Here is a 26,291-nt window from a genome sequence, read left to right on the forward strand (position 1 = left end):
GCGTTATCTCTTTCCGCGCAGCCTGCGGCGCGTCGGGCAGTGGCGAGGGCTCACGCGGCGTGGCTCCTTGCACATGCGGCGCCGCGCGCCCTGCCTCAGCCCCGCGCGATGGTCAGACGGGCGATGATCCCGGTCGATGTGTCCTCGAAGGACAAGGACCCGCCATGCAGGCTCGCAATCGTGTTCACGATGGTCAGGCCCAGCCCGTAGCCGTCTTTCGCTGCGATGTTTTCGCCGCGGGTGAAGGGGGCCATCAGCTTGCCGATATCCTCCGCCGTGCTGGCCGTGCCCTCATCCTCGACGGTGATTGTGACGCTTGTGGCGCCGGTCTCCAGCCCGACGGTGGAGCTGCGGCCGTATTTCAGCGCATTGTCGATCAGGTTGCAGATCGCGCGCTGCAGCGAGATGGGCCGCGCTCGCACGACGATATCGGTATCGCCGGAGATGACGCTGCTGCCACGCCGCGACATGAACACCGATTGCGCGCCTTGCAGGATCTTGTCGCGCGGCGGGCGGACCCGGACCGGTTGGCCGATATCCTCGTAATCCGCGACGATGGCCTCGATCAGCGATTGCAACGAGATCCGGCGCGGCGTCTCGGCGTTCATCTCCGCGCGCGTGTATGTCAGGACGCTTTCGATCATGCCGGTCATGCTGTCGATGTCCTGCTCGAGCTTGCCGCGCAGTTCCGCATCCTCGATGAGCGCGGTGCGCAGCCGCAGCCGGGTCGCAGGCGTGCCCAGATCGTGACTGACCCCGGAAAGGACGGCAGCCCGGGCGGCCAGCTGGGCGCGCTCCATCTCCAGGTAGTTGTTCACCGCGTTGATGATGTCCCGCAATTCCTGCGGCCCGTCCGTGTCGTAGCTGTCCGGCCCGTCCAAGCGTCGGCGGCTGCGAAGACGGCCCGCGAAATTGGTGAAATGCGCCGTGGTGTTCAGAAGCACGGTCAGCAGCCCGGCCACGGCGACAGCAGCCCCCATCGCCGCCCAGAGCCGCAGATCCGGGGGGGCGGCGGCACAATTCCAGAAGCGAGCCCCCTCGACGTAAAGCCACGGACCGGTGCCCACGCGGGCCAGAACCACGGGATCGCTGCAATAGGTGGCCAGAAGGCGCAGCACCTCGCCCGTGGTCTCCGCCGCGGTCTGCTCGGCGCGCTGCTGCAGGGGAGCAATGGGATAGACGATGTCGGATGACAGGATCACCAGGGTCAGCGCGTCGGTCACGCCGCCCCGGCCCGGATCGGGCAGGATGGGCACGATGGTGGTGCGGACCACCTGCGGCGCGCGGGATAGCTGCAGGAAATCATTGCGGCTGGCGCGGGCCTGATCCTCGGTGGAGAGGGGCGCGATCGCCATGTCCCGTGGGGCGGCAGCCCCGGTCTGCAGGGTGGCGTACAGTGCAAGCCCCGCCACGTAAGCTTCGGAGCGATGCTGCTGCCAGCGCGCATCCGAGCGTACCCAGGCCCAGGCCGCGATGAGGCCCGCCGCGAAGGCGCAGAGGACGATGACCGTTCCGATCAGGCGCAGGCTGGGCGCGTTTCGCGTCATGCGTCTTCTGTCGTCACATCGACCGCGAAGACATAGCCCACGCCCCGTTCGGTCAGAAGCACCTCGGGCTCCTTCGGATTGACCTCGATCTTGGAGCGCAGCCGTTTGACCAGCATGTCGATGGAGCGTCCCGAGGCATCGCCCGTCTGCGGGGCTGTGTCATCGACGCTGAGCGTTTCGGCGATCTCTTCGCGAGTGAGCGGAATATAGGGGTTCGCCAGGAGCACCTGCAACAAGGCCGTTTCGCGTTTCGACAATGCGACCTGCACGCCATCGGGCGACAGCACCTCGCGGCGCTTGGCATCGTAGCGCCAGCCGCGGAAATGGAAGATATCGGTCTGGCGGCGATGCGCGAGAGAGGCCGCGCGCCGGGTCCGCTTCAGCACGGCCTTGATCCGGGCCAGCATCAGCTCGGGGTTGAAGGGTTTGGCGATGTAATCGTCCGCGCCCACCTCGTAGCCCTGCATCCGCTGGTGATCGGCCGACAGCGCCGAGACCATGATGACCGGCACGTCCTGTTCGCGCCGCAGCCGGTCGCAGATCGACAGGCCGTTCTCGTCGCCCAGCATCACGTCGAGAAGGATGAGATCGATGCGTCCGGCCTCGAGATGGCCGCGCACCTCCGCCTCGTTGGCCGCAGGCAGCGCGATGGAGCCGTTCTTTTGCAGAAACTGCGTCATCATGCGACGCATCTCCACATCGTCATCGACCACCAGAATGCGCGGGATCGTCATCCATGATCTCCTTCGACACGCCGCCGGGCGGGCGCTTCCGGGCGGGATCATATGCCTTTTCATGCACCGGCCCAGAGCCTTGCGTAACAATGTGTAACGGCTTGCCCGATTAATTGCATGCCCCCAGCGATTAGCCGCCATTCCGAAGTTGCAACGCTTCGGGCCAAGCGACAATGTTCCCCCACCATTGCCCGGGAAGGGCAGTATCTGGGAGGAAACCAAGATGAAATACGGCGCATTTAAAATGGTGTCCGCGATCGCGATCGTGGCCGCAAACGGGGCACTGGCCGAAAGCCATGTCACGCCCGAGGCCGAGGTCCTGCATTACTGGACATCCGGTGGCGAGGCGAAGTCCGTGGCCGTTCTGCAGGAAGAGTTCGCCGAGAATGGTGGCACCTGGACCGACATGCCCGTCGCAGGCGGCGGCGGCGATGCGGCTGGCACGGCGCTGCGTGCACGCGTTCTGTCGGGCAACGCGCCCACCGCGGCGCAGATCAAGGGCCCGTCCATCCAGGAATGGTACCAGGAAGGCGTTCTGGCCGATATCTCTGACGTGGCCGAAGAGAACAACTGGAGCGAGCTTCTGCCCGCCTCCATCGCCTCGCACATGAAGTGCGACGGCACCTGGTGCGCGGTTCCGGTGAACGTCCACCGCGTTGACTGGATCTGGGCCAACACCGAGATCCTCGCGGCCAACGACATCGAGATGCCCACCACCTGGGAAGAGTTCAACGCCGCGGCAGACACGCTGCAGGCGGCGGGCATCATCCCGCTCGCGCATGGCGGTCAGGCCTGGCAGGATGCGACCGTCTTCGAGACGGTGGTTCTCGGCCTCGGCGGTCCCGAGTTCTACCAGCAGGCGCTGGTCGATCTCGATCCCGCAGCGCTGGGCTCCGACACGATGGTCGCGGTCTTCGACCAGATGCGCACCCTGCGCGGATATGTCGACGACAACTTCTCGGGCCGCGACTGGAACCTTGCCACCGCGATGGTCATGAACGGCGAGGCCGCCTTCCAGATCATGGGCGACTGGGCCAAGGGCGAATTCCTCGCCGCCGGTCAGGAGCCGGGTGTCGACTTCACCTGCGCCTCCACGCCGGGTGACGGCTTCCTCTACAACGTCGACAGCTTCGCGATGTTCGAAGTCGACGGCGAGGCCAAGCAGGCCGGTCAGGAGCTTCTGGCAGAGCTGGTCATGGGCCCGAGCTTCCAGGAAGTGTTCAACATGAACAAGGGCTCGATCCCCGCGCGCACCGATGTGGCGCTCGATGGCTTCGACAGCTGCGCACAGACCTCGGCATCCGACATGGCCAGCACCTCCGATGGCGGCTCCCTCCTGCCGTCCTATGCCCACGGCATGGCCCTGTTCGGCGCGCAGGCCGGTGCGATCACCGATGTCGTCACCGCGCATTTCAACTCTGACATGTCCTCCGAGGACGCCGTGCAGATGCTGACGGACGCTGTCGCCAACTCCATGTAATCGCCCGCGATTACCGAAACTCCGGCCTTGTCCCTTCGGGGGCGGGGCCATCGGGCTACCAAAAAGGGGGGAGGGCACGCCATGTCGAAATGGCTTCAAGACAACATGCCGAAGATCGTTCTGGCGCCGTCGTTCATCGCGGTCATGATCTTCGTCTACGGCTTCATCGGCTGGACGGCCTGGGTGTCGCTGACACGGTCCCGCCTGATGCCGCGCTACGAGCTCGACAGCTTCATTCAGTATGAACGGCTGGCCACGTCGCCGCGCTTCGAGACGGCGATGATCAACCTGTTCATCTTCGGGGCGCTCTTCATCATCATCGCGATGGTGCTGGGATTGCTGCTGGCGATCCTGCTCGACCAGAAGATCCGCACCGAGGGTGCGATCCGCACGATCTACCTCTACCCGATGGCGCTTTCGATGATCGTCACCGGCACCGCCTGGAAATGGATCCTGAACCCGGGGCTTGGCCTCGAGGCGATGGTACGCGGCTGGGGGTTCGAGAATTTCACCTTCGACTGGCTCGTCGATCCGGACATGGCGATCTACACCATCGTCATCGCCGCGATCTGGCAAAGCTCGGGCTTCGTGATGGCGCTGTTTCTCGCCGGTCTGCGCTCCGTCGATGGCGAGATCATCAAGGCCGCGCAGGTGGACGGCATCCCGAATTGGCGCGTCTATACCGCGATCATCATCCCTTCGATGGCGCCCATCTTCCTCAGCGCGTTCATCGTGTTGGCCCACCTTGCCATCAAGTCCTTCGACCTGGTGATCGCGCTGACGGGCGGAGGCCCGGGCTACGCCACCGATCTGCCCGCAACCTACATGTATGCGATGGCCTTCTCGCGCGGCGATATCGGCCAGGCGGCCAGCTCCGCCATGGTCATGATGCTCGTCGTCTTCGCGATCGTCGTTCCCTACCTTTATTCGGAATTGAGGACCAAAGATGGCTGATATCTCTTCCAGCAGCGGCCCCTCGATGGTCCGTTCCCAGAACCAGACAACGAAGCTCGTCCTGCGCGTCATCCTCTACGTGGCACTGTGCGTCTTCGCGCTGTTCTACCTGATGCCGCTTTTCGTGATGATCACCACGTCGCTGAAATCGCTCGACGAGATCCGCACGGGCGATCTGATGTCCCTGCCGCGCGATGTCACCTTCGATGCGTGGCGCACCGCCTGGTCCGAGGCCTGCACCGGCATCCAATGCGAGGGCGTGCGCCCGTTCTTCTGGAACTCGGTGCTGATCGCCATTCCGGGCGTTCTGATCTCGACCCTCGTGGGCGCGCTCAACGGTTATGTCGTCGCGCAATGGCGCTTCAAGGGGGCGAACATCTTCTTCGCCCTGATGCTCTTCGGCTGCTTCATCCCGTTCCAGGTGGTACTGCTGCCGATGGCGCGGATGCTCGGCGTGATGGGCATTGCAGGCACCATTCCGGGCCTCGTTTTCGTGCACGTGATCTATGGTCTGGGCTTCACCACGCTCTTTTTCCGCAATTACTACGTGTCGATCCCGGACGAGCTGACCAAGGCCGCGAAGGTCGACGGCGCGGGGTTCTTCCGCATCTTCTGGTCGATCTTCCTGCCGCTGTCGCTGCCGATCATCGTGGTCACCGTGATCTGGCAGTTCACCCAGATCTGGAACGACTTCCTGTTCGGCGTCTCGTTCAGCCAGGCGGGCACGCAGCCCGTGACGGTCGCGCTCAACAACATCGTCAATTCGACCACCGGCGTGAAGGAATACAACGTCGACATGGCCGCCGCGATCATCGCAGCCCTGCCAACCCTCTTCGTCTACGTGGTTGCCGGAAAGTACTTCATCCGCGGTCTGACCGCCGGTTCCGTGAAAGGATAAGCCCGATGTCCCCGATCCTCGACGTCAAGAACCTCTACAAGAACTACGGCGCGACCGCGGTGCTGCACGACATCAACGTGTCGATCGAGGAGGGCGATTTCCTCGTCCTCGTCGGACCCTCGGGTTGCGGCAAGTCCACGCTTCTCAACTGCATCGCGGGGCTTGAGCCGATCTCCGGCGGCGACCTCTTCATCGGCGGTCAGAACATGACCAATGTCAGCCCCAAGGATCGCGACATCGCCATGGTGTTCCAGTCCTACGCGCTTTACCCGACGATGACGGTGGCCAAGAACATCACCTTCGGCATGAAGGTGCGCGGCGTCGATCAGGCCACGCAGGACGAGAAGCTCAAGAAGGTTGCCGCGCAATTGCAGATCGAGCAATTGCTGAACCGCAAGCCCGGCCAGCTATCGGGCGGCCAGCGGCAGCGCGTCGCCATGGGCCGGGCGCTGGTGCGTGATCCCAAGCTCTTCCTCTTCGACGAGCCGCTGTCGAACCTCGATGCCAAGCTGCGCGTCGAGATGCGCACCGAGATCAAGGCCCTGCACCAGAAGCTCGGCGCGTCGATGGTCTACGTCACCCACGACCAGATCGAGGCGATGACGCTGGCCACCAAGATCGTCGTGATGAAGGGCGGGGTAATCCAGCAGATCGGCTCCCCGGCGGAGATCTACAATCGTCCGGCCAACCTCTTCGTTGCGGACTTCATGGGCTCGCCCGCGATGAACCTGATCCCCGCCAAGGCGCGGCGTAACGGCAACGGCACCAAGATCGAGATCGCCCGGAAGGAGGGCGACCCGATCGTGCTGACCGACACGCGCAACACCGATCTGCCCGAAGATGTCATCATGGGCGTGCGGCCCGAAGATATCGCAGATCCCGCGCGCCTGACGAGCGAGCATGCGCAGATCGCCGAATGCCTGATCGAGATCGTGGAGCCTGCGGGCGCGGACACTTTCGCGGTCATGCAACTGGGCGGCAAGCACGTCACTGCGCGGCTGCATGCTGAGACGCAGGCGAAAGCCGGATCGCCGCAATCCCTGGCCTTCGATCTGGGCAAGGTGTCCTATTTCGCGCCCGAGACCGGTCAGCGACTGAACTGAGGTGCCGCGTCCGGGCGCGGACAGCCCGGATCGCTCAGGTCCGACAATGTGCGGCGGTCCCCGATCATCCCCGGGGGCCGCCTCTTTCGTGTCAGCGCTTGAAAGCCAGCGCGAGGCCCACGACCACCATGAAGGCCGCGACGATCATCGCGCCTGTCTCGGCGTTATGGATGTGGAGCACCGTATCGGTATGCGCGGCGGCAGGCAGGGCGGCGAGGCTGGCGATTGCGGCGAGAGACAGGGTTTTCATTGGTCGATTTCCTTTTTTCGGGTGGTGAGAAAGTCGCGGATGTCGAGGACGGATTTTTCGTCGAGCGACACGTAGATCAGGGACATGTTGGTGCGCTCCTGCACCATTTCGCCGGGGAAGGGCAGGTAGGACAATTCGCGCGAGCCGAAGCTCGGCGAGGCGGTGCCGACCTGCCAGTCGGTGGTCAGTTCCACATCGACAAGCTTCAGCGCCTTGGCGCCGTCCTTCGAGGCCCGCTCGAACGGGACGCCCGCAAGCTTGAGATAACTCGTCTTGTCTGAGGCCTGCAGGAAGCCGTCAATGAACTGGGTGGCCAGCACCTGCAGGTCCGCCGCATCGTCGTGGTGATGCATGTGGCTGTGCAGATGCTCCGCATCGGCGTGGTTGTGGCCCGCCCCCGGCCCATGATCGTGGTGGTGGTCGTGGTGATGGTGATGATGGCCGTGCGGCCCGTGATCATGTGGCATTGGACCACCTCTTGCCCTCGAATTCGCCATGCGGGATCGAGACGGGCTTGTCGATATGCTGCTTGTGCTTGCCCAACGTGCCGTTCGAGACCATCGCGCCCAGCACGTCCACGATCACTCGCGTGCCCATCAGTGCGGTGATGTCGGACGTGTCGTAGGGCGGGGAGACCTCAACGAGTTCCATCCCGCAGATGCCTTCGGCCGCGACCTTGGAGGCGAGCGCCAAGGCCTCGCGCGGCAGGAAGCCGCCCGGTTCGGGCCAGCCGGTGCCCGGCACGAAGCCGCAATCAATCGAGTCGATGTCGAAGGACATGTAGACCATGTCGACCCCGTCCCAGGCCATCTCGAGCGCCATCTCGGCGGTCTTGTCGATGCCCATCGCCTCCATGTCGGACATGGTGATGATGTTGGTCTGCCGCTCGCGCGCGACCTTCACCGCCTCGCGCGGCACTTGCCAGCCGCCGATGCCCACCTGCACGAGGTTCTTCGCGGGCACGTTCGGCATGTTGGTGGCGTGGAACCAGGGCGTGGTGTGCATCCGCTCGTCGAGGTCTTTTTCCTGGATGTCGGCGTGACGGTCGAAATGCACGATGCCGATCTTCTTCGAGGTGCATTCGGCGATGCCGCGCACGCAGGGAAAGCCGATGGAATGATCGCCACCGATCATGATGGGCAGCGAGCCCGAGGAGAAGACGTGGCTCACCGCGCGGCTGATCTGATCGAAGCTCTTCTCGATATTGGCCGGAATGGTGAACACGTCGCCCGCATCGCAGAGCGTCATCTGTTCGCGCAGATCGACACCGATCTCGTAGTTGTAGGGGGTATAAAGCGCCGAGATCTTGCGCACGCCCTGCGGGCCGAAGCGCGTGCCGGGGCGGTAGGTTGTCCCGCCGTCGAAGGGGATGCCCAGCACGGTCGCGTCGTAATTGGCGACCTCCAGCACGTCCTCGGTATAGGGCGCCTTGAGGAAGGTGTTGATGCCCGCATAATGCGGCAGCTCGCCCCGCGCGAAGGTCGGGATCGACTTGTCCTCGATCGTGTCCGCGCCGGTCAGGCCCATGCGCAGCGCCCATCGGCGTTCCTCGTCCCAGCGGCCCTCGGGCAGTTCGCCCTCCTTCTGCATGGCGCGCCAACCGCCGAGCTTGGTCAGGTCGGGATGGTGAAAGCGCCGCTCACGCGCGGCATGGCGTGCGCGCGCGGCGTCGGGGTGGTGGGACCGGCTGTTGCGGGTCATCGGCTCAAAGAGCATGTCAGTCTCCCTCTCGGGTACGCCCCGCTCTGGGGGCATGCGGCTTCCGGACCTTGGCTGTCTCCCATGCGCGGGGCCCGGCGGCGCGCATGGGCATCGGGTGCGGGCGGGCTAGTCCGGCGGCGGCACAGCGGGCCCGAGTGCCGGCACATCCTTCAGGATGCGCTGGTAGGGGATACCGCCGTCGCGGGCGTCGAAATCGTAGGTGATCGTGGCGCCGTAGGCTTCGGGGAAGTCCGGATCCCAGCGCGGCTTGTCGAAGACCAGAACGCGGTCGCCGAGCTTGAAGCCCTCGGCCAGGTCATGGGTGACCATGAAGACGGTCATCGCCGTCTCGGCCCTGAGCTCGGTCAGGAAATCGTGCATCGCGATTCGCGTGCCGGGATCGAGCGCGCCGAAGGGCTCGTCGAGAAGCAGGATGCGGGGCCGCGCGGTCAGGGCCTGCCCGATGGCCAGCCGCTGCTGCATCCCGCCCGAGAGCGTCGCGGGGTAGTTCTTGGCCACGTGCGCAAGGCCGATCCGCTCCAGCGTCTCGTCGGCGCGGGCGCGGGCGGCGCGCAGCTTCGCCCCGAAAAATCGCCCGAACCCTGTCGGGAAACTCTCAGCGGCGACGATATTGTCGCGCACGGTCATGTGCGGGAAGACCGAGTAGCGCTGGAAGACGACGCCCCGCTCGCGCCCCGGTTCGACCGCCGGTGCGCCGCCATCGATGCGGATCTCGCCCCGCGTCGGGCGCTCATCGGCCAGCAGGAGCCGCAGGAAGGTGGACTTGCCGCAGCCGGACGCGCCGACGATGGAGACGAATTCGCCCTCGGCCACGTCGAGATTGACGCGCTCGATGATCGAGCGCCCGTCATAGGCCTGCCAGACATCTGTGACAGAGACGAAACTCACAGGCTCGCCCCCAGCCAGGGGAAGGCGCGGCGCGAGGCGGTTTTCAGTGCCCAGTCGATCAGGAAGGCCAGAAGCGTGATCCAGATCACGTAGGTCAGGATGATGTCCATCGCGAGGTAGCGGCGCACGAGGAAGATGCGGTAGCCGAGCCCCACATCCGCCGCGACCGCCTCGGCCGCGATCAGGAACAGCCAAGCAGATCCCAGCGACAGCCGCACCGCCGCAATCAGCCGCGGCAGGATCTGCGGCAGCACCACGCGCAGCGCGATCACCAGCGTCGAGGCGCCAAGCGTCTGCGCCTTCACGATCTCCTCATGCGGGATGTCCAGAACCCGCTGGCTCAGATCGCGGATCAGGAACGGCGTGATGCCCACGACGATCAGCACGACCTTGGAGGTCTCGCCGAGGCCGAAGACGATGAACAGGATGGGCAGCAGCGCCAGCGGTGGCACCATCGACAGGACGGCGACGAAATCCGACAGGGTGCGCCGCACATAGGGCAGCATGCCGATCAGCACGCCCGTTGCGAGGGAGATCAGCGCCCCGATGCCGACCCCGAACAACAGCCGCCTGAGGCTCGCCCATGTATCCTGCCACAACAGGATCTCGCCCGACCGGCGGTCACCTTCGGTGAAAAGCCGGATCGCGGTGTCGAAGATCGTCGCGGGGGCGGGCAGCAGCTTGTCCTGCGGATTGGCGGTCAGCCGGATATCGGAGCCCACCGCATAGGCCACAGCCACGGCCACGAAGGGCAGGGCGGCCAGCGCGACCACAAGCGGACGGAAGGTGGGGCGGCGATTGATCAGGCGCATGCGCGATCTCTCTGGGGCAGCGGAAAGGCGCCCGGCCAGGACGACCGGCCGGGCTTGGGCTCAGGCGTCAGATCAAAGCGCGCCGTCGGCCGCCATCTGCATGTAGCTCGCGTCAAAGCGGAACTGCACGTTGTCGGTATTCCCGGTCACGGTCCCGTCCGGGTATTCGATGCCCACGAAATCCGCCGAGGGCGCATCGACGCCGAGGATCCCCTTGTCGAACAGGAACTCGGCAACGTTAACCATCGTCTCGGGCAGATCCGCGCTCGAGGCCTGCGCGACCGCATCGGCGGGCGTGTAGAACATCTCCGTCGCGGCAAGCTGGGCCTTGTAGCCTTTGAGATCCGTACCCGAGGCCTCGGCCATGGCGGTCAGCGCCTCTTCGTCGCCTGCGGCCATCAGGCCCATCACCTCGTACCAGGCGCCGACGACGGCCTTGCCGAAATCGGGATTGGCGGCCAGCGTTTCGGTGTTCACCACCATCAGATCGAGGATCTCGCCCGGAATGGCCGAGCTGTCGAAGATGTTCGTGGCATCGGGATTGGTGTTCAGGATTTCCGACACGAGCGGGTTCCAGGTGACGACGGTGCTCACATACTCGGTCGCAAACGCCGCGATCATGTCCGCGTCCGAGGTGTTCACGACGCCGTCGAGGTCCCGCTCCGCGAGGCCCACGCTGTCGAGCGCGCGTGCGAGCAGGTAATGCGACACCGACAGCTCCACGAGGTTCACGGATGTGCCCGCGAGGTCTTCAAGCGTCGCGTCGCCCTTGGCGATCACCGCGTCATTGCCGTTGGAATAATCCCCGATGATCAGCGCGGTCGTGTCGACGCCGCCGCCTGCCGGGATCGACAGCGTGTCCATGTTCGTGGCCGAGACGCCGTCGAAAGCACCGGCGGTGTATTGGTTGATGGATTCCACGTAATCGTTGATCTGCACGATCTCGACGTCGATGCCGTATTTCTCGGCCCATTTGTCCATGATGCCGGAGTCTTCCAGGTAGCCCCAGGGCATCCAGCCCACATAGATCGACCAGGCCAGACGGAATTCGGACTTTTCCTGTGCGGCGACAGGGCCTTGGGTCGCGGCAAGGAGGCCAAGCGACAGGACCGTCGTGGACAGCAGCGTTCTTCGGTTCATGGACTTACCCTTTGTAAGCGTCCCGCCCTCGATTGAGGTAAGGTCCGGCCCGCTGGCGGAACAAAGAGGTGGGCGCGGGTCAGACCTGCGCAGTATGCCTCCCGGGATTTTGCCCCGCCGTGTGCCCGCCCGGAATTTGCCGGTCAGGTGACGTTTCTCGGACCAGACCCGCGGGGGCGCGGCGGAACCCTAAACGTCCTGCACCCCGAAGATGACCCGCCAACGCGCGCCTTGCGCAACAAAAAAGGACCGCTTAGCGCGGGCTCGCCTGCGTCTGTGCTTAAAAACTAGACATCGGTGCCGGAGAGCGGCGGACGCGGGCACGGTGGCATCGGCGATTGTTGCACCGCAGAGCGAAGCGTTCCTGCGGCTGTCGGGCGAAACACCGTCGGCGTCATCATCCCATGCGGTGGAGGCATCGCGCGCAGAGGTGACCGCGCTGTTACCGGTCGCGGAAATGGTCTTCGGCGTCGCTCACATCGATACCAAGCGCATCGAGGCCGGATTCCAACTGGTCCGCCAGTTCCGGCATGCCCGACAGATAATCCGCCGTCGGTGCGGTCGCCTCGGCCCGTGCGGTGGCGAGCGCCTCGTCCCAGTCATCCGCATCGAAACTTTCGCGACCCACCCACATGATCGCCACGAGGTTCGCGGCCTCATCCTCGTTCAATCCGGAGATGTAGTCGTGAAGCTGGTGGCTTTCCGGTCCGTATTCCCGCGCGAGGAATATGACGCGCACGACCTTGTTGGTGCTGATCTCCGGCATCGTTCGCTCCTCTCTGCGGACGCTAGATACGTCACGCGCGCCGGGCAGGGCCTGGCTCGCCTGCGGATCGTCGGCGCATGTTCGACGCCCAAGGTGTAGGGGGCGGAAATTGTCCAGACGATGACATGAATCAAATCGACCGGCACTTTCCCCCCTTATGCTGCGGCGCAGGCCTCTTATATATTCATGAGTTGGAATAGGTGGAGCAGCGCCGATGGGCCTGAAACTGACATGCTTTGAGTGTGGACAAGCCAACCGGGTGCCCGAGGACCGGCTGGGCGCGGGGCCGAAATGCGGCACCTGCGGCGCGGCCTTGATGCCCGCGAAACCCGTCGAGATCAGCCTCGACATTCTCAGGAAGGCGCAAGCGACCGATGAGGTCCCGCTCGTCGTGGATTTCTGGGCCGCATGGTGCGGGCCGTGCCGGATGATGGCGCCGGAATTCGCGAAGGCTGCCCAGATGCTCAAGGGCCGGGCGCGCTTTGCCAAACTCGACACCGAGGCGCATCCGGCGGCGGGCGCTCGCTACGGCATCCGGGGCATTCCGCTGCTCATTGCCTTCCGCAAGGGGCGAGAGATCGCGCGCCGGACGGGCGTGACGCAGGCGGGCGAGATCGCGGCCTGGGTCGGCGCCGAGGCGCGGACGTGAAAAGGGGCCCCGTGACATGATCGACGATCCCTACATGGTTCTAGGCGTGGCCAAGACGGCGTCTCAGGACGAGATCAAGAAGGCCTACCGCAAACTCGCCAAGTCCCTGCATCCCGATCTGAACCCCGACGATCCCGACAAGCAGGCGCGCTTTCAGGCGGTCTCTGCTGCGCACGATCTGCTGCGCGATCCCGAAAAGCGTCGGCGCTTCGATGCAGGCGAGATCGACGCCTCCGGTCAGGAACGCCCGCAGCGGCAATATTATCATCAATACGCCGATCAGGATGCGGGCGCGCGCTACGATGGCGGACCGGGTGGGCCGAGCTTCGGAGGCGGGTTCAGACCCGGCGCGGATGAGGATCTGGCGCAGGCCTTCGCGGACCTCTTCGGCGGTCGCGCGCGCGGCGGCGGGCCACGCGGGGCGTTTCAGGCGCGCGGTCAGGACCAGCGCTATCACCTGGATGTCGATTTCCTCGATGCCGCGCTGGGGGCGAAACGCTCTGTCACCATGCCCGACGGCAAGGCCATCGAAATCTCGATTCCGCCGGGCGTGCGCAACGGCCAGACCCTGCGGCTTCGCGGCAAGGGCCAGCCGGGACTGGGCGATGGCCCGCCCGGAGACGCGCTCATCACCATCGCCGTGGGTGCGCATCCGGTCTTCATCCGCGAGGGCGACAATATCGAGATGGAACTGCCGATCACGCTCGACGAGGCGGTGCTCGGCGCGAAGGTTGATGTGCCCACGATCGCGGGCTCGGTCGCGATGACGATCCCCCCGGGTGCGTCCTCGGGGCGACGGCTGCGCCTCAAGGGCCGGGGGATCAAGCGGGGCAACAAGGCAGGCGATCAGACCGTCCGGCTGAAGATCGTGCTGCCGCCCGAGATCGACGACGAGACGCGCAAGCTGGCGGAGCGGATGCGGGACAAGGCCGCCTTCGACCCGCGCGCGGAATTGAGGAAAAGCCTATGAGCCTCGATGAACGGATGGTCGTCGCGCGCATCGAGCGCCTCACGGTGCACGATCTGCGGCTATGGGTCAGCGAAGGCTGGGTCCGTCCCGCCGAAAGCGAGGCGGGCCCGATTTTCGATGACGTGGATGTCGCGCGCCTGCGCTTGCTGTGCGATCTGAGCAAGGACATGGCGCTGCCGGAAGACGCGATCCCGACGCTGCTGTCACTCATAGACAACCTGCATCGCACGCGGCGCGACCTGCGTCTTTTGCGCGAGGCCGTCGAGGATCAGCCAGATGATATCCGCCGCGCCGTGCTGGCATCGCTGAAGGCGCGGATCGGCGGCTCGGACTAGGAAAAGTGATCGGTTTTTGCTAATAGGGCAATGTGATGGGAGGTAAGTTGCCATGACCCCTGATCTGGTTCCGCGGCGCCGGGCCGTGATGATTTTCTACCAACGATACCTGGCTTCTGACCGCGCATGGCAGCAGGCGCAGCGCGATGCGCGGGCGTGGTTTCCGGTGGGCGCGCGCCCGACGGGTTTGCTGATCGGTGCGCCGGGCTCGAAACTGCGCAAGCTCTATGAGCAGCGCGACCGTGCTCTGTTGCAGCTTCAGGCGGCGCAGCGGAAATTCGACGAGGCGCGCCAGCGACGAACGCTCAAGATTACGCTTTTGGCCTTGCCGCGCGTCTGATCTGCTGACGGCCCGCCCCGCATGAACCGCACGCAGGTCGTGGCGTCGGCCCGCGCCCGATGGATCAATGCCGCGTTCTGCACTAGCCTGCGGGTTGGACCAGACCGAAGGGTAAAGCCCGGATCGCAGGCGGAGCAGCAAGCCAATGCCGACACTCACAACCGATGATGGCGTCGCCCTTTACTACGAGGAGACGGGGCAGGGCACGCCGGTCCTGTTCGTGCATGAATTCGCAGGCGATTGTCGCAGCTGGGAGCCGCAGGTGCGCTACTTCGCGCGTCGCTACCGCTGCATCGTCTTCAATGCGCGCGGCTGGCCACCCTCGGACGTGCCGGACGATCCGGCGAAGTATTCGCAGGCGCGGGCCACGGCGGATGTCATCGCCATCCTCGACGGGCTCGGCATCGACCGGGCGCATGTGGTGGGCCTGTCGATGGGGGGATATGCGACGCTGCATCTCGGCCTGACCGCGCCCGAGCGCGCCTTGTCGCTCGTTGTCTCCGGCGTGGGATATGGCGCGGAGCGAGAGCGCCAGACGCTATGGCGGGCCGAGGCGGATGCCAGCGCCGAAAGGTTGCGCCGCGACGGCATGAAGGCGTTTGCGGAGCATTACACGCAAGGACCGACCCGCGTGCAATTCCAGAACAAGAATCCGCGCGGCTGGCGCGAATTCGCAGACGCGATGGCGGAGCATTCGGCAACAGGCTCGGCCCATACCCAGCAGCAGGTGCAGCGCGAACGCCCGTCGATCTACGATCTTGAGGATGGTCTGCGCGCCATGACAACGCCCTGCCTGATCCTGAACGGGGACGAGGATTGGCCCTGTTCACTGCCAGGCATATTCCTGAAATCGGTCATTCCAAGCGCGCAGCTTCAGGTCGTGCCGGGCACTGGGCATACCGTCAATCTTGAGGAACCGGATCTTTTCAACACTGCGTTGGAGAAGTTCTTCGCGCAGGTCGATGCGGGACGCTGGCCCCTGCGCGATCCGCGCGCGGTCAGCGACAGCATCACGGGTGTTGTGCCGTCCGATCGAAGCTGAGAGCGAGGCGCGCAGGACCCAATCAGCGTGGCGTCTTGTCGGACCGCCTGTACCGCGCCGCCGCGTGTTTCGAGAGCGACCGAAGGCTCTTGGTGACGCCCTGAACCGTATCCAGCGCCTCGCGCCCGAAGGATTTGTCTCCGCGCGTCAGGCGCGTGCGGTTGCGCTGCACCCGGATGCCTTCCAGAAGCCGGACGGAGACCTGCTGCCGCACCGCCGAGACGTTCCACGGGTGATTGCCCAGCGCCACCGGGACCGGCGCATCCATGCCCGTCTCCTGCGCGATCGCGGTGACGGCAGCCCCGATGCGGGTCTGCACCTCCTGCGGAATGGAATGCTCCGGGTAGGGCCAGTCGGACCCGGCCAGCTTGTCGCAGAAGGTGGCGATGCCGATCAGGGGCGGCACGCGACGGCCGGGCTTCTCCGCGAATTGCGTCTCGATCTTCGCGATCGTGGCCCGGTCGATTTCCCGGCCCGGACGGTTGGCCGCCGCGACCCACAGAAGGATGTCGCAGCGATCCGCCTCGCGCAGGGTCATCTCGGTGGCCTTGGCGCTGCCATCGAGGCCCGGAAGGTCGACCATGGCGCAGGGCAGACCGTCGATGTCGCCTTCATGCACCGTGTCGCGATCCGTGGTTGGCGGCATGTCCGTCTCGGCCACATTCATCCCGAGCAAGGCATTCACCAGGCTGGATTTGCCCGCGCTGACCTGTCCCGCGACCGCGATCCGCAAGGGCGCATCGGGTTCGGCCAGACGCTGTCGGTCGATATCGGCCTCCTGCAGGATACTTTCGAGAAGCTCCGCGTCGGACATCCGCAAGCGCCCGGAATAAAGCTCCGTTGCGGCGCGGGCGATCTCCTCGAAGAGGATCCGCTGGCCGATGACCTGCAACTCCCCGGTCAGCATCTTGGAATTGCCGCTGGTAACCAGATCCAGCGTCTCGCGCATCACCGCAACAGGCAGGCCCGCGGTCAGCCGATAAACGCGATAGGCGCCGTGCCCCAGACCGTAAAGCCGCTTGGCTCGGTCCTGGTTCTGCCAGAGCCAGACCAGCGTGCCGACCGAGATCCGGTCCGAGATGGCGATATGCGCCCTGAGATCGGCACGCAGCCGGGATGACACGCGCTCCACCAGAAGCAGGGCCTCGGGGATCGTGAAGTCGAGATCGCGCTTGCCCGTCTCGCCCGAGGCCTCGGCCACCTTGCGGATCACCTCGAGGGCGAAATCCTGGATCTCCTCGACGGGCAGGGGATGGCGCAGGCGCGTGTCGATCAGCTTGCGCGCCGCAGCAAAGGCCTTCTGTTCGGAGGGCGACCAATCGGGATCGGCCTCCACATGATACGTCTCGGTCAGGTCCATCGGCTCGGATGGCGCGGCCTTGCCAAGCCACATGGGCAGTTTCAGCGCGAGATAGGCCAAGAGCCCGATGACCAGACAGGTGATCGTGAATTCCAGAAGGTAGCCATGCTCGCGCAGCCACAGAAGGCCCAGAAGGCACGACACGAGAACCGGCACCGCGATTGCCCCCGCCCGCACGAGGATGCGCCATCTGAGCAGGAAGCCGCGTGCGCGATCAATGATCATGCTGCTGCCCGGGGTCATGCTGCTGCCCAGCCCCCTTCAAGGCTTCGCGAAAGGTGGCCTGGATGTCGTCGCGCGTGGGCGTCTCGCCCATCGACAAGGTATAGAGATACCGCCCCGCCGTCCGACCCAGCGCATAGGTCGCAACGAAGGTGAACGCACCTGCGGCCACCGCGCCTGCGGTCTGACCGTATCCCGGAATCAGCTTGCCGCCCTGCCGCAGCGCAACGCTGCCCAGAAGGCGGCCACCGACGCCCACACCCAGAAGAGACAGGAAATTCCGCGCCAGCGCCAGCGTAACGGGCACGCCGTAATGATCGCCAAGCTTCTTGAGCATGGTGAATTGCAATCCCGTCGACGAAAACAGCCCCAAGATGGGCAGCGCGTCTGACCCGCCCGCCATGCCGGAGTAAAGCAGAACGGTTCGGCGCACCGCGTTGAAGGCGCGGGATTCGGCGTCGGTCGCGGCTTCCTCGCGCAGCGCCAGCCCGGCATTGGGCAGGGTTTCGACCAGCGCATCCTTCAGGGCGGCAAGCTCGTCTGCGCGCGGATTGCCATGGGCGGGCAGGCTGATGACGACATGGGGAACGGATCGCCCCGCCGCGTCCTCGATCCGCTTCTGAATGGCGGCCTTGGCACGGGATCGCATGGCCGGATCGGGAACAAGATCCGCGCCCGTATGCACAAGCAAGATCTCCATCTTCGGGCGGCGTTGCACCACCGCCTTCAAGGCGTCCGCAACCTCGCCCTGGATCGGATCATCGAGCCGGGCCACGACCATCACGGCGTGGCTGTGGCCTTCGCAGGCCGCCAGATCCTCGCTTGGATCATAGCCCGCTTCGCCGAGGCCCCGCGTGTCCAGAAACCGCACGAGCGGCTCCTCGGCGGGGAAGTCGAAACTCTGCGAGCTGCGCGTGCAGGGGGCATAGCCGTTCCCGACCGCGATCTCGTCGAGCCCGGTCAGAACCCGGATGAGGGAGCTTTTGCCCGCACCCGTCCGCCCCAGCAGCCAGACGATCGGGATGTCGCGCGCCATTGCCTCCGCCTCGGGGGGCGGGTCTGCGGCATCCTCCGGGGTCTGCCCGGTGAAACGATCAAACGGGTTACGCATATGGCATCACTTAACCTGCGGGGCTGAAACGGAAAGCCAGCCCTGCCGCGCGACCTTCCAAACGGTGGCCCGCACCACTCCCGCAAACCGGACTTGGGAGGTGGGATAGGCCACCGGGCCGGATCGGGGATCCGCGCATGCAGTCATTCTGGCGCCTTTTCGGCAGGGGACATCATGCAAAGCCTAAGCAATCCTGCGGGACGATCCAAACAAAGATGCGCAAAGTCGGGGCTTTGGCCCGTCTCGGGTCCGCTCAACGCCACTCCTTGCCTGCTGGACGCGCCGCGCGGGATGCCGCATGGTCCCTGCGCATGCCCATCCCCGACCGAAGGCCAACCCCTTGTCCGATGATCCTTTCGCACATCACCCCGAACTGCGCGACAAGATCGCAGCCCCCGAGGCGTCGTTCTTTCGCGACTTCTCATTCGAGGGGATGATCGAGCGCTTTCCCGAAATGGCGGTGCATCGCGACTGGCCGCACCGGGATGACGCCCGGGAAGCGCTGCGCGCGGCGGCGTTGAGCGGGCATTCGGGCGATCTCTGGGTCTTTGGCTACGGCTCCCTGATGTGGGATCCGGCGCTCCACTTTTCCGAAGTCCGTCGCGCCTACCTGCCGGATTACGAGCGCAAGATGATGCTGGTGGAGTGGCGCGGGGCGCGTGGGACCGCTGAGGCGCCCGGTCTCATGGCAGCGCTCGATACGGGCCATGGCTGCGAGGGGCTGGCGTTCCGGATCGCGGCGGATTTGGTCGATACCGAGACGCGGATTCTCTTCCGTCGGGAAATGCTGGCGCCGGCCTATCTCGCGCGGATGGTTCCCGTCGAGCTTGATGACGAACCGGTCCAGGCGCTGACCTTCGTGGCCGATCATGCCGTGCCCGACATGCGCGCCGATATCGCCCGCGAAGAGCAGATCCGCTATATCGCGCATGGGGCGGGCTTTCTGGGCACCAGCCGGGATTACCTGGCCAATATTGTCGCGCATTTCGAGGCGCTCGGTATCGAGGACGCGGATTGCGAGTCCTTGCTGCGAGATGTCGATGAGTATCTGTCGGCCAAGGCCCAGTCGGCCTGATCAGAAACCGGGCGCAAGTCGTGACGCCGACGTCACGCGCGTTTTCTTCCCACAGACATGAGCGGTCTGATAGGCTCGCTGCACCAGCTTTCTTGGCGCAGGCGGCAAGGTCGACGGATGCGGTGTCCAAAGCGATCAGATGTCTTCCCGGGGTTTCGAAAGAGGCACCGGCGACATCCATTGCGCCGGGACATCGGCGCGGCGTGGACCGCGAATAATTCCGTCAGAACCAATGCCTGCTTACCGCGAAGGGCGGCCGGTGAGGTGCGGGCCCCATGACCCGTATCGCCTATACCACCCGCGGTCTGACCAAGGTCTACGGGGAGGGGCATTCCGCGGTTCACGCCCTGCGCGGGGTCGATCTGCAGATCCCGGAGGGCGAGATCGTCGTCCTGCTGGGGCCGTCCGGGTCGGGGAAATCCACGCTTCTCAACATCATCGGGGGCCTGGATCGTGGCACGGCGGGCGAGGTTCTGTTCCGGGACCAGCGGCTCAGCGCCATGAACGACACCGAGTTGACGCGCTACAGGCGCAACCACGTGGGCTTCGTGTTCCAGTTCTACAACCTGATGCCGAGCCTTACCGCGCGCGAGAATGTCGAACTGGTGACGGAGATTGCGACGGATCCGATGGATGCAGATGCCGCACTCGATCTTGTCGGGTTGCGCGCCCGGACGGATCACTTCCCCGCCCAGCTTTCCGGTGGGGAACAGCAGCGCGTCGCCATCGCGCGCGCCATCGCAAAGCAGCCCGATGTGCTGTTCTGCGACGAGCCGACAGGCGCGCTCGATTCCGCCACGGGGCGGTCGGTGCTGCGGGTGCTTGCGGATGTGAATGCGCGGCTCGGCTCCACCGTGCTGATGGTTACCCATGCCGCGAACCAGGCACGCATGGCCGACCGGGTCATCCATTTTGCCGACGGAGACATCCGTGAGATCGTGGAAAACCGCGACAAGCGCCCGCCCGAGGAGATCGTCTGGTGAGCCCGCTCGATCACAAGCTCCTGCGTGATCTGTGGCGCATGAAGGGGCAGGCGGCCGCCATCGGCGCCGTGATCGCCATGGGCGTGATGATGCTGGTGATGATGACGGGCCTCGTCGCCTCGCTGAGCGAGACACGCGACGCCTATTACGACCGCTACCGCATGGCCGATATCTTCGCGCCGGTGGCCCGCGCGCCGGAGCGCCTGAGCGGACGCCTCGCGGATATTCCCGGTGTTGCGTCGGTGCAGACGCGGGTGGTCGGGCGCGCCCTCATCGATGTGCCGGGGCGGGATCTGCCGGTTCAGGCGATGGCAACCTCCCTGCCAGACCGGGGCCGTCCGGCGCTCAACGACGTGTACCTGACCGATGGCCGGATGCCGTCTGTCGGGCGCCCGGACGAAATTCTGCTGCTGCAGGGATTTGCCGTCGCCCATGGCCTGCGACCGGGCGACGCTTTGCGCGCAACCATGAACGGGGCGCGGCGCAGCTTCGATATCGTCGGTCTCGCGCAAAGCCCCGAGTTTCTTTACACCACGGCACCCGGAGAGTTGGTGCCCGACGATGCGCGGTTCGGCGTGATCTGGATGGGCCGTGCAAGCCTGGCCGCGGCTTACGACATGGACGGCGCCTTCAACGAGGTCTTGCTGGGCCTGTCGCGCGGCGCGTCGGAGCGGTCCGTGCGGGAGAGTGTCGACCGGATGCTCGATCCCTATGGCGGGGCAGGGGCTTACGGTCTGGCCGATCAGTTCTCGAACCGCTTCGTCTCTGAGGAGATCTCCGGCCTTGAAGCCGCCGCGGTCAGCGTGCCGCCTCTGTTCCTCGCGGTCGCGGCCTTTCTTCTGAACATCGTCATCAGCCGCATGGTGCAGTCCGAGCGCGAGGAGATCGGGCTGATGAAAGCCTTCGGCTATACCAATACCGAAGTCGGCGCGCATTATTTCAAGCTGATCCTCGCCATTGCAGCGGGTGGAGCCGCGGCAGGCTGTCTTGGCGGTATCGCGGCCGGGCGGGCCTTGGTCGGCATCTATACGATCTACTTCAAGTTTCCCTTCCTCGTCTTCCAACTCGATCCTGCCTCCTTCGCGACCGGCGTGATCGTCAGCATTCTCGCTGCATCGGCAGGCGGGCTTTTTGTACTGCGTCGGGTCTTCGCGCTGGCACCGGCCATGGCGATGCGCCCGCCCGCGCCGCCCAATTTCAGCCGAAGCGGTAGGGTTGGCCGAAGCCTGAACCGGTTTCTCGATCAGCCCTCGCGGATGGTGCTGCGCCGCCTGACACGTCAGCCCGTGCGCATGGCGGGCTCGGTCATCGGCATTGCTTCGGGCATGGCGCTGTCGGTGGCCATGATCACGATCTATGCGGGCTTTGACCGCAGCATCGACCTGACCTTTTCGGTCATCGACCGCAGCGATGTCACCGTCAGCTTCACCCATCCCGTAAGCGACAAGACCCTGTTCGAACTCGTGCGGCTGCCAGGTGTGGAGCGTGCCGAGCCGGTACGCCATGTCAGCGTGGTGATGCGCAACGGGCGACGGGCCCATCGCGGCGCGCTCATCGGCTTGCCGCCGGAGCCGGAGCTCAATCGCGCGCTCGATGCGGACCTCGCGGCGATCAACTTGCCGGAACGCGGAATCGTGCTGTCGGATGTGCTGGCGCGCATGCTCGATGTGGCGCCGGGCGACATGCTGACCGTGGATGTCCGCGAGGGGCGCCGCCCGCTCTTGCAGATCCCGGTGACCGGGACGGCGCAGACCCTGCTGGGATCGCCCGCCTACATGGACCTGCATGCCCTCAATCGCGCGCTGCGCGAGCCCGGGCGCATCTCCGCCGCCTATCTGACCATCGACACACGCGAGGCCGGGGCGATCTATGCCGCCCTTCAGGCCATGCCGATTGTCGCGGGCGTCAGCCTGAAGGCGGAGGCGCGCGACTCGGTCGCCCGCGTGATGAACGAAGGCGCGGGCTCGATCCGCTACGTGATGGGGGCGATTGCCTTCATCATAACCTTCGGCATCGTCTACAACGCCGCCCGGATCGCGCTGGCCGAACGCGCGCGCGACCTGGCCAGCCTGCGGGTCATCGGCTTTTCACGCGGGGAGGTCGCGTTTGTCCTTCTGGGGGAACTGGCCGTGGTCACGGCGATCGCGCTGCCGGTCGGGGCGATCCTCGGATACCATCTGTCGTTTGTGATCGCGGCGGGCTACTCGACCGATCTTTACCAGATCCCCGCCATTTTCGATCCGGTCAGCTATGGTCAGGCCATGCTTGTCGTCCTTGGGGCGGCCTTCGTCTCGGGCTGGCTGGTCAAGCGCGATCTGGATCGGGTCGATCTGATCGAAGCGCTCAAAACACGGGAATAGGCCATGGCAAAAGCACGGAAACGTTCGCGTCTGATCCTCTCTGGGCTTGTTGCGCTGCTGATCGGGGCCGCGCTGGTGATTGCCTTCTGGCCTCGTCCGGTGATGGTCGATCTGGGCGCTGTGACGCGCGGCCCGATGATGGTCACGATCGATGAGGAGGGCCGCACGCGCGTGGCCGAGGCTTATGTGGTCTCGACGCCGGTTGCGGGGCGGCTGCAGCGCGTGCAGGTCCATCCCGGCGATCCGGTGGTCCAGGATCAGACCGTCGTGGCGCATATGCTGCCCACCAATCCCGCAGCGCTCGATGTGCGGACGCGGGAACAGGCACAAGCCGCCCTGCAAGCCGCCGAAGCGGCCTTGCGCGTGGCCCGCGCGGACCTGAATGCGGCACTGGCCAATCGCGACCTCGCCGAGAGCGAGCTGGACCGCGCCCGGCAATTGAGTGAGCGGCAGATCGCCAGCAAGGCCGCCTTCGACCGCGCGCGTCAGAATTTCCGCGTGGCCGAAGCGACGGTCGAGACAGCGGAGGCCGCCATTGCCATCCGGGAGGCCGATCTTGCGAATGCGCGCGCGCAACTCATCGGGTTCGATGATCAGGGGCTCGCTCGGGCCATCGGCAATACCCGCAGCGACGACATCCCGCTTTACGCACCTGCCGACGGGCGCATCCTGCGGATCTTGCAGGAAAGCGCCACGACCCTGCCTGCGGGCGCCCCGATCATGGAGATTGGCGATGTGGACGGATCGCTCGAAGTGGTTGTCGATCTCATCTCTTCGGATGCGGTGCAGGTGGCGCCCGGCGATCCGGTCCTTATCGCCGATTGGGGTGGTCCGGACACGCTGCCGGGCGAGGTGCGGCGCGTCGATCCGTTCGGGGTGACCACGTTCTCGGCGCTCGGGGTCGAGGAACAGCGCGTGGCGGTCACCATCGCAATGACCGGACCGAAGGAAGCGCGACGCGCGCTTGGCCACGGATACCGCGTCGAGGCGCGGATCATCGTCTGGCAGAACGAGGATGCATTGCGCGTCCCCGCCAGCGCGCTGTTTCGAGACGGCGCCGGATGGGCGGTCTTCCGCGACACGGAGGGGCGGGCCGGTCTGAGCCCGGTCGAGATCGGTCAGAACAACGGTGTCACGGCAGAGGTGCTTGACGGGCTGTCTGCGGGCGATCGCGTGGTCCTGTACCCGTCGGCCGCGATATCCGACGGCATGGCAATCGCGGAGCGCAGTATCGAATGATCTGCGCCGCGATGCGCGCGGGGCAGGCGGTCAGGGCAGAGTTTTGGAAATCGAAGCGCGGTGTGAGCTCAGTTTGTGGCAGGCCAAAGCGCGTTGGAGAAAACGTAAGGCGGATAGATCAAGATCAATTTCGCCCCGCCATCAGCGGCTAATTTCTCAGGACACATCCATGATGAAAGAGGCCAAAATGTCCAACGTCACCACCACACCTGGCCGCAGAACGGCCATCGCGCTGCTGCCCGTTCTCGCGGTTCTGCTCATGGGCTGCGAGGATCCGGAAACCTATCCCGTGTCCGGTGCACCTTGCGCGCCGACCGACCCGGTCCAGACACTGGACGCCTCGGATTGCCGGGTGCCGTGACCTTGCGCGGGGCGCGACCCTATTCCTGATGGACGTAGGTGCCCGGCGCGGGCGCGATCGGGGGCAGGCCCGCGCCCGGCGCGCCCATGGGCGGCGGCTCGGCCCTGCCGCTCGAGGTGTTCGCGAGCCACCGGACCCAGTCGGTCCACCACGACCCCTCAACCGGATCATGCGCGGCAAACCAGGTGTCGGGATCTACGTAGCGCGCCCCGGTCGGCCGATGACCGATGCGAAAGTGGCGCCGTGGATGCCCGGGCTCGCTGAGAATGCCGCCGTTATGGCCGGAACTCGTCAGCGCGAATGTCAGATCGCAATCGGTGAAGAGCCGGATCTTGTAGACCGACCGCCAGGGCGCGATGTGATCGGTCTCCGTGCCCACGACGTAAAGCGGCACGTCGATGTCCTTCAGGGCGATCACGCGCCCCTCGACTGCAAAGCGCCCCGCGGTCAGGCGGTTTTCCAGAAACAGCCCCCGGAGGTATTCCGAATGCATCTTGGCGGGCATGCGGGTGGTGTCGTTGTTCCACACGGTCAGATCCGAGGGCAGGTCAGCCTTGCCGAGGAAATAGCGCTTCACGGCGCGGGCATAGATCAGGTCTTCCGCGCGGATGGAGGCGAAGGTCCGGCTCATCTGCGGGCGGTCGAGATAACCTTGCGCCCACATCATGTCCTCGAGGAAGGCGACCTGACTTTCATCGAGAAAGAGCAGCAGCTCTCCCGCCTCGGAAAAGTCGGTCTGTGCGGCCAGAAGCGTCACACTGGCGAGGCGGTCATCTCCGTCCCGCGCCATGGTCGCCGCCGCGATCGACAGGATCGTGCCGCCGAGGCAATAGCCCATCGCGTGCACCTTCCGGTCCGGTACGATCTTCCCGATCGCATCGAGCGCCGCCATGACCCCATTCTTGCGGTAATCCTCAAGGGAGAGGTCGGCCTGATCGCGGGTCGGATTGCACCAGGATATCACGAAGACCGTGAAGCCCTGGGCGACCAGATACCGGATCATCGAGTTTCGCGGCGAGAGATCGAGAATGTAGTATTTCATGATCCATGCGGGCACGATCAGGATGGGCTCGGCATGCACATCGTCGGTCGCGGGCGCGTATTGGATCAGCTCGAATATCTCGTTGCGAAAGACCACCTCACCGGGTGTGCAGGCGAGGTCCTCTCCGAGCTTGAAACCCTCGGGCGGGGCGGTGCGGGTCTGCATCACCGTATGCGTCATGTCGTTCAGGAAATGCTCCGCGCCTTCGATGATATTCGCGCCACGGCGGGCGATGGTCTCTTCGATGATCTCGGGATTGGTCGCGGGCATGTTGGATGGCGACACGAGGTCGAGCGCCTGACGCACCATGAAACGCACGCGCTCGGAATCCGCGGCGGACAAACCGCGCAGCTCATCCGTCGCGTGATCCCACCAATCCTGCGTGGCGAGGAAGGATTGCTGCCAGAAGAGGAACGGCATTTTGGCCCATCCGTCATGGGCGAACCGCGTGTCATAGGGTTTGGGTCGAAAGGGCGGGTCCGCGTCTTCATCCTGTCCGATGCCTGCGGTGTGGGAGACGACCTGCAGGGCGTTCTTCACCGCCCGTTCAGCCAGTTCGATCTGCCGACCGGGGGCGCGGCTCATATGCAGGGCCCAATCGTTCCAGGCCTGAAAGATGGAAAAAGGGGACAACCCGGCAGTATTGCGCGCCAGAAGGGCCCGGGAGATCCTGTCGAGATGCTCATAGGGATGCGTATCCGCCGGGGCCGGAGCGGCGCGGGGCACGAGGTCATGCACCTTGGCGGGCAGGTCGGTTTTCGGGCGGGTCGAGGTCGATTTGGGCATCCTGTCCCACTTCCTGGCGGCCAGCGCGGGCCCGGCATTCCCGGCCGCGTCTCTGCTCCGGTCAGGCTAAAGCCTGCGCCGCGCGGTGCCTTGATCGAGGTCAAGGGTGGTCACGTCACGCG

Annotated in this window: 26 protein-coding genes and 1 riboswitch; of the genes, 14 read left to right on the plus strand and 12 right to left on the minus strand. The window is 65.3% G+C overall.

The features are described from left to right. Positions 1–95: 95 nt before the first annotated feature. The gene (locus FIV09_RS06830) at positions 96–1,547 is read right to left on the minus strand and encodes a HAMP domain-containing sensor histidine kinase (RefSeq protein WP_152449296.1); all 1,452 of its coding nucleotides are present in this window, start codon (positions 1,545–1,547) and stop codon (positions 96–98) included. Beyond that, the gene (locus FIV09_RS06835; protein ID WP_152449297.1) at positions 1,544–2,281 is read right to left on the minus strand and encodes a response regulator; all 738 of its coding nucleotides are present in this window, start codon (positions 2,279–2,281) and stop codon (positions 1,544–1,546) included. Before FIV09_RS06835 ends, FIV09_RS06830 begins: the two co-directional genes overlap by 4 nt. A gap of 223 nt (positions 2,282–2,504) precedes the next feature. On the opposite strand from FIV09_RS06835, the gene FIV09_RS06840 reads away from it, so the two are divergent. From FIV09_RS06840 to FIV09_RS06855, 4 genes are all read left to right on the plus strand, one after another. Next, complete coding sequence (locus FIV09_RS06840; protein ID WP_152449298.1) at positions 2,505–3,761, plus strand: ABC transporter substrate-binding protein; 1,257 nt, start codon at positions 2,505–2,507, stop codon at positions 3,759–3,761. Between the two features lie 81 nt (positions 3,762–3,842). Then, positions 3,843–4,715: a carbohydrate ABC transporter permease gene (locus FIV09_RS06845; RefSeq protein ID WP_152449299.1), complete on the plus strand. Its 873-nt coding sequence runs from the start codon at positions 3,843–3,845 to the stop codon at positions 4,713–4,715. A gap of 25 nt (positions 4,716–4,740) precedes the next feature. After that, positions 4,741–5,613 (plus strand): carbohydrate ABC transporter permease, encoded by an 873-nt coding sequence (locus tag FIV09_RS06850; protein ID WP_152452410.1) that lies wholly within the window; start codon positions 4,741–4,743, stop codon positions 5,611–5,613. Between the two features lie 5 nt (positions 5,614–5,618). Then, positions 5,619–6,716 (plus strand): ABC transporter ATP-binding protein, encoded by a 1,098-nt coding sequence (locus FIV09_RS06855; protein WP_152449300.1) that lies wholly within the window; start codon positions 5,619–5,621, stop codon positions 6,714–6,716. Positions 6,717–6,807: 91 nt separating this feature from the next. On the opposite strand, the gene FIV09_RS20335 is transcribed toward FIV09_RS06855, so the two are convergent. The 7 genes from FIV09_RS20335 to FIV09_RS06885 form a co-directional block, all read right to left on the minus strand. Then, complete coding sequence (locus FIV09_RS20335) at positions 6,808–6,966, minus strand: hypothetical protein (protein ID WP_172975643.1); 159 nt, start codon at positions 6,964–6,966, stop codon at positions 6,808–6,810. Beyond that, the gene (locus tag FIV09_RS06860) at positions 6,963–7,433 is read right to left on the minus strand and encodes a hypothetical protein (RefSeq protein WP_152449301.1); all 471 of its coding nucleotides are present in this window, start codon (positions 7,431–7,433) and stop codon (positions 6,963–6,965) included. The genes FIV09_RS20335 and FIV09_RS06860 overlap by 4 nt, the downstream gene beginning before the upstream one ends. Beyond that, entirely contained in the window at positions 7,423–8,682 is a 1,260-nt protein-coding gene (locus FIV09_RS06865) for an agmatinase family protein (RefSeq protein ID WP_152449302.1), read from the minus strand. Before FIV09_RS06865 ends, FIV09_RS06860 begins: the two co-directional genes overlap by 11 nt. Positions 8,683–8,793: 111 nt before the next feature. After that, positions 8,794–9,576 carry an ATP-binding cassette domain-containing protein gene (locus FIV09_RS06870; RefSeq protein ID WP_152449303.1) on the minus strand — a complete coding sequence of 261 codons (783 nt, stop codon included), beginning with the start codon at positions 9,574–9,576 and terminating at the stop codon, positions 8,794–8,796. After that, entirely contained in the window at positions 9,573–10,388 is an 816-nt protein-coding gene (locus tag FIV09_RS06875; protein WP_152449304.1) for an ABC transporter permease, read from the minus strand. The genes FIV09_RS06870 and FIV09_RS06875 overlap by 4 nt, the downstream gene beginning before the upstream one ends. Before the next feature lie 72 nt (positions 10,389–10,460). After that, positions 10,461–11,528 (minus strand): putative urea ABC transporter substrate-binding protein, encoded by a 1,068-nt coding sequence (locus FIV09_RS06880; protein WP_152449305.1) that lies wholly within the window; start codon positions 11,526–11,528, stop codon positions 10,461–10,463. A 96-nt stretch (positions 11,529–11,624) separates the two neighbouring features. Beyond that, positions 11,625–11,732, minus strand: a riboswitch (guanidine-I (ykkC/yxkD leader). 238 nt (positions 11,733–11,970) lie between these two features. Continuing rightward, positions 11,971–12,294, minus strand: a complete 324-nt coding sequence (locus FIV09_RS06885) for a DUF3775 domain-containing protein (protein ID WP_152449306.1) — start codon at positions 12,292–12,294, stop codon at positions 11,971–11,973. A gap of 214 nt (positions 12,295–12,508) precedes the next feature. On the opposite strand from FIV09_RS06885, the gene FIV09_RS06890 reads away from it, so the two are divergent. The 5 genes from FIV09_RS06890 to FIV09_RS06910 all read left to right on the plus strand — a co-directional run bounded on the left by FIV09_RS06890 (position 12,509) and on the right by FIV09_RS06910 (position 15,630). Then, positions 12,509–12,943: a thioredoxin domain-containing protein gene (locus tag FIV09_RS06890; RefSeq protein WP_152449307.1), complete on the plus strand. Its 435-nt coding sequence runs from the start codon at positions 12,509–12,511 to the stop codon at positions 12,941–12,943. Between the two features lie 16 nt (positions 12,944–12,959). Then, positions 12,960–13,913 carry a DnaJ C-terminal domain-containing protein gene (locus FIV09_RS06895; protein ID WP_152449308.1) on the plus strand — a complete coding sequence of 318 codons (954 nt, stop codon included), beginning with the start codon at positions 12,960–12,962 and terminating at the stop codon, positions 13,911–13,913. Then, positions 13,910–14,248, plus strand: coding sequence for a MerR family transcriptional regulator (locus FIV09_RS06900; RefSeq protein WP_152449309.1), 339 nt, complete (start codon positions 13,910–13,912; stop codon positions 14,246–14,248). The genes FIV09_RS06895 and FIV09_RS06900 overlap by 4 nt, the downstream gene beginning before the upstream one ends. A 52-nt stretch (positions 14,249–14,300) precedes the next feature. Further along, on the plus strand, positions 14,301–14,588 hold the full coding sequence (locus tag FIV09_RS06905) for a hypothetical protein (protein ID WP_152449310.1): 288 nt from the start codon (positions 14,301–14,303) through the stop codon (positions 14,586–14,588). Between the two features lie 145 nt (positions 14,589–14,733). After that, complete coding sequence (locus FIV09_RS06910) at positions 14,734–15,630, plus strand: alpha/beta fold hydrolase (protein ID WP_152449311.1); 897 nt, start codon at positions 14,734–14,736, stop codon at positions 15,628–15,630. Between the two features lie 22 nt (positions 15,631–15,652). On the opposite strand, the gene FIV09_RS20715 is transcribed toward FIV09_RS06910, so the two are convergent. Together FIV09_RS20715 and FIV09_RS06920 are read right to left on the minus strand one after the other, a co-directional pair. Further along, entirely contained in the window at positions 15,653–17,215 is a 1,563-nt protein-coding gene (locus tag FIV09_RS20715) for a GTPase family protein (RefSeq protein ID WP_172975644.1), read from the minus strand. After that, positions 17,205–18,323 (minus strand): YcjF family protein, encoded by a 1,119-nt coding sequence (locus FIV09_RS06920; RefSeq protein ID WP_152449313.1) that lies wholly within the window; start codon positions 18,321–18,323, stop codon positions 17,205–17,207. The genes FIV09_RS20715 and FIV09_RS06920 overlap by 11 nt, the downstream gene beginning before the upstream one ends. A gap of 340 nt (positions 18,324–18,663) precedes the next feature. On the opposite strand from FIV09_RS06920, the gene FIV09_RS06925 reads away from it, so the two are divergent. From FIV09_RS06925 to FIV09_RS06945, 5 genes are all read left to right on the plus strand, one after another. Further along, on the plus strand, positions 18,664–19,398 hold the full coding sequence (locus FIV09_RS06925; protein ID WP_172975645.1) for a gamma-glutamylcyclotransferase: 735 nt from the start codon (positions 18,664–18,666) through the stop codon (positions 19,396–19,398). Positions 19,399–19,673: 275 nt separating this feature from the next. Beyond that, positions 19,674–20,381, plus strand: a complete 708-nt coding sequence (locus FIV09_RS06930) for an ABC transporter ATP-binding protein (protein ID WP_152449315.1) — start codon at positions 19,674–19,676, stop codon at positions 20,379–20,381. After that, positions 20,378–22,741 carry an ABC transporter permease gene (locus FIV09_RS06935; protein WP_152449316.1) on the plus strand — a complete coding sequence of 788 codons (2,364 nt, stop codon included), beginning with the start codon at positions 20,378–20,380 and terminating at the stop codon, positions 22,739–22,741. The genes FIV09_RS06930 and FIV09_RS06935 overlap by 4 nt, the downstream gene beginning before the upstream one ends. Before the next feature lie 3 nt (positions 22,742–22,744). Continuing rightward, on the plus strand, positions 22,745–23,980 hold the full coding sequence (locus FIV09_RS06940; RefSeq protein WP_152449317.1) for an efflux RND transporter periplasmic adaptor subunit: 1,236 nt from the start codon (positions 22,745–22,747) through the stop codon (positions 23,978–23,980). Between the two features lie 187 nt (positions 23,981–24,167). Then, entirely contained in the window at positions 24,168–24,341 is a 174-nt protein-coding gene (locus tag FIV09_RS06945) for a hypothetical protein (protein ID WP_172975646.1), read from the plus strand. Positions 24,342–24,360: 19 nt separating this feature from the next. Here FIV09_RS06945 and FIV09_RS06950 read toward each other — a convergent pair whose 3' ends face one another. Next, positions 24,361–26,169, minus strand: a complete 1,809-nt coding sequence (locus FIV09_RS06950; RefSeq protein ID WP_152449319.1) for an alpha/beta hydrolase — start codon at positions 26,167–26,169, stop codon at positions 24,361–24,363. Positions 26,170–26,291: the final 122 nt, after the last annotated feature.

Source organism: Roseivivax sp. THAF197b (genome assembly GCF_009363255.1).
Classification (GTDB): Bacteria; Pseudomonadota; Alphaproteobacteria; order Rhodobacterales; family Rhodobacteraceae; genus Roseivivax.

Coding starts and splice junctions, on each gene's coding strand:
- FIV09_RS06830 (WP_152449296.1), bottom strand. CDS start 1,547: ATGACGCGAAACGCGCCCAGCCTGCGCCTGATCGGAACGGTCATCGTC.
- FIV09_RS06835 (WP_152449297.1), bottom strand. CDS start 2,281: ATGACGATCCCGCGCATTCTGGTGGTCGATGACGATGTGGAGATGCGT.
- FIV09_RS06840 (WP_152449298.1), top strand. CDS start 2,505: ATGAAATACGGCGCATTTAAAATGGTGTCCGCGATCGCGATCGTGGCC.
- FIV09_RS06845 (WP_152449299.1), top strand. CDS start 3,843: ATGTCGAAATGGCTTCAAGACAACATGCCGAAGATCGTTCTGGCGCCG.
- FIV09_RS06850 (WP_152452410.1), top strand. CDS start 4,741: ATGGTCCGTTCCCAGAACCAGACAACGAAGCTCGTCCTGCGCGTCATC.
- FIV09_RS06855 (WP_152449300.1), top strand. CDS start 5,619: ATGTCCCCGATCCTCGACGTCAAGAACCTCTACAAGAACTACGGCGCG.
- FIV09_RS20335 (WP_172975643.1), bottom strand. CDS start 6,966: ATGAAAACCCTGTCTCTCGCCGCAATCGCCAGCCTCGCCGCCCTGCCT.
- FIV09_RS06860 (WP_152449301.1), bottom strand. CDS start 7,433: ATGCCACATGATCACGGGCCGCACGGCCATCATCACCATCACCACGAC.
- FIV09_RS06865 (WP_152449302.1), bottom strand. CDS start 8,682: ATGCTCTTTGAGCCGATGACCCGCAACAGCCGGTCCCACCACCCCGAC.
- FIV09_RS06875 (WP_152449304.1), bottom strand. CDS start 10,388: ATGCGCCTGATCAATCGCCGCCCCACCTTCCGTCCGCTTGTGGTCGCG.
- FIV09_RS06880 (WP_152449305.1), bottom strand. CDS start 11,528: ATGAACCGAAGAACGCTGCTGTCCACGACGGTCCTGTCGCTTGGCCTC.
- FIV09_RS06885 (WP_152449306.1), bottom strand. CDS start 12,294: ATGCCGGAGATCAGCACCAACAAGGTCGTGCGCGTCATATTCCTCGCG.
- FIV09_RS06890 (WP_152449307.1), top strand. CDS start 12,509: ATGGGCCTGAAACTGACATGCTTTGAGTGTGGACAAGCCAACCGGGTG.
- FIV09_RS06895 (WP_152449308.1), top strand. CDS start 12,960: ATGATCGACGATCCCTACATGGTTCTAGGCGTGGCCAAGACGGCGTCT.
- FIV09_RS06900 (WP_152449309.1), top strand. CDS start 13,910: ATGAGCCTCGATGAACGGATGGTCGTCGCGCGCATCGAGCGCCTCACG.
- FIV09_RS06905 (WP_152449310.1), top strand. CDS start 14,301: ATGACCCCTGATCTGGTTCCGCGGCGCCGGGCCGTGATGATTTTCTAC.
- FIV09_RS06910 (WP_152449311.1), top strand. CDS start 14,734: ATGCCGACACTCACAACCGATGATGGCGTCGCCCTTTACTACGAGGAG.
- FIV09_RS20715 (WP_172975644.1), bottom strand. CDS start 17,215: ATGATCATTGATCGCGCACGCGGCTTCCTGCTCAGATGGCGCATCCTC.
- FIV09_RS06920 (WP_152449313.1), bottom strand. CDS start 18,323: ATGCGTAACCCGTTTGATCGTTTCACCGGGCAGACCCCGGAGGATGCC.
- FIV09_RS06930 (WP_152449315.1), top strand. CDS start 19,674: ATGACCCGTATCGCCTATACCACCCGCGGTCTGACCAAGGTCTACGGG.
- FIV09_RS06940 (WP_152449317.1), top strand. CDS start 22,745: ATGGCAAAAGCACGGAAACGTTCGCGTCTGATCCTCTCTGGGCTTGTT.
- FIV09_RS06945 (WP_172975646.1), top strand. CDS start 24,168: ATGTCCAACGTCACCACCACACCTGGCCGCAGAACGGCCATCGCGCTG.
- FIV09_RS06950 (WP_152449319.1), bottom strand. CDS start 26,169: ATGCCCAAATCGACCTCGACCCGCCCGAAAACCGACCTGCCCGCCAAG.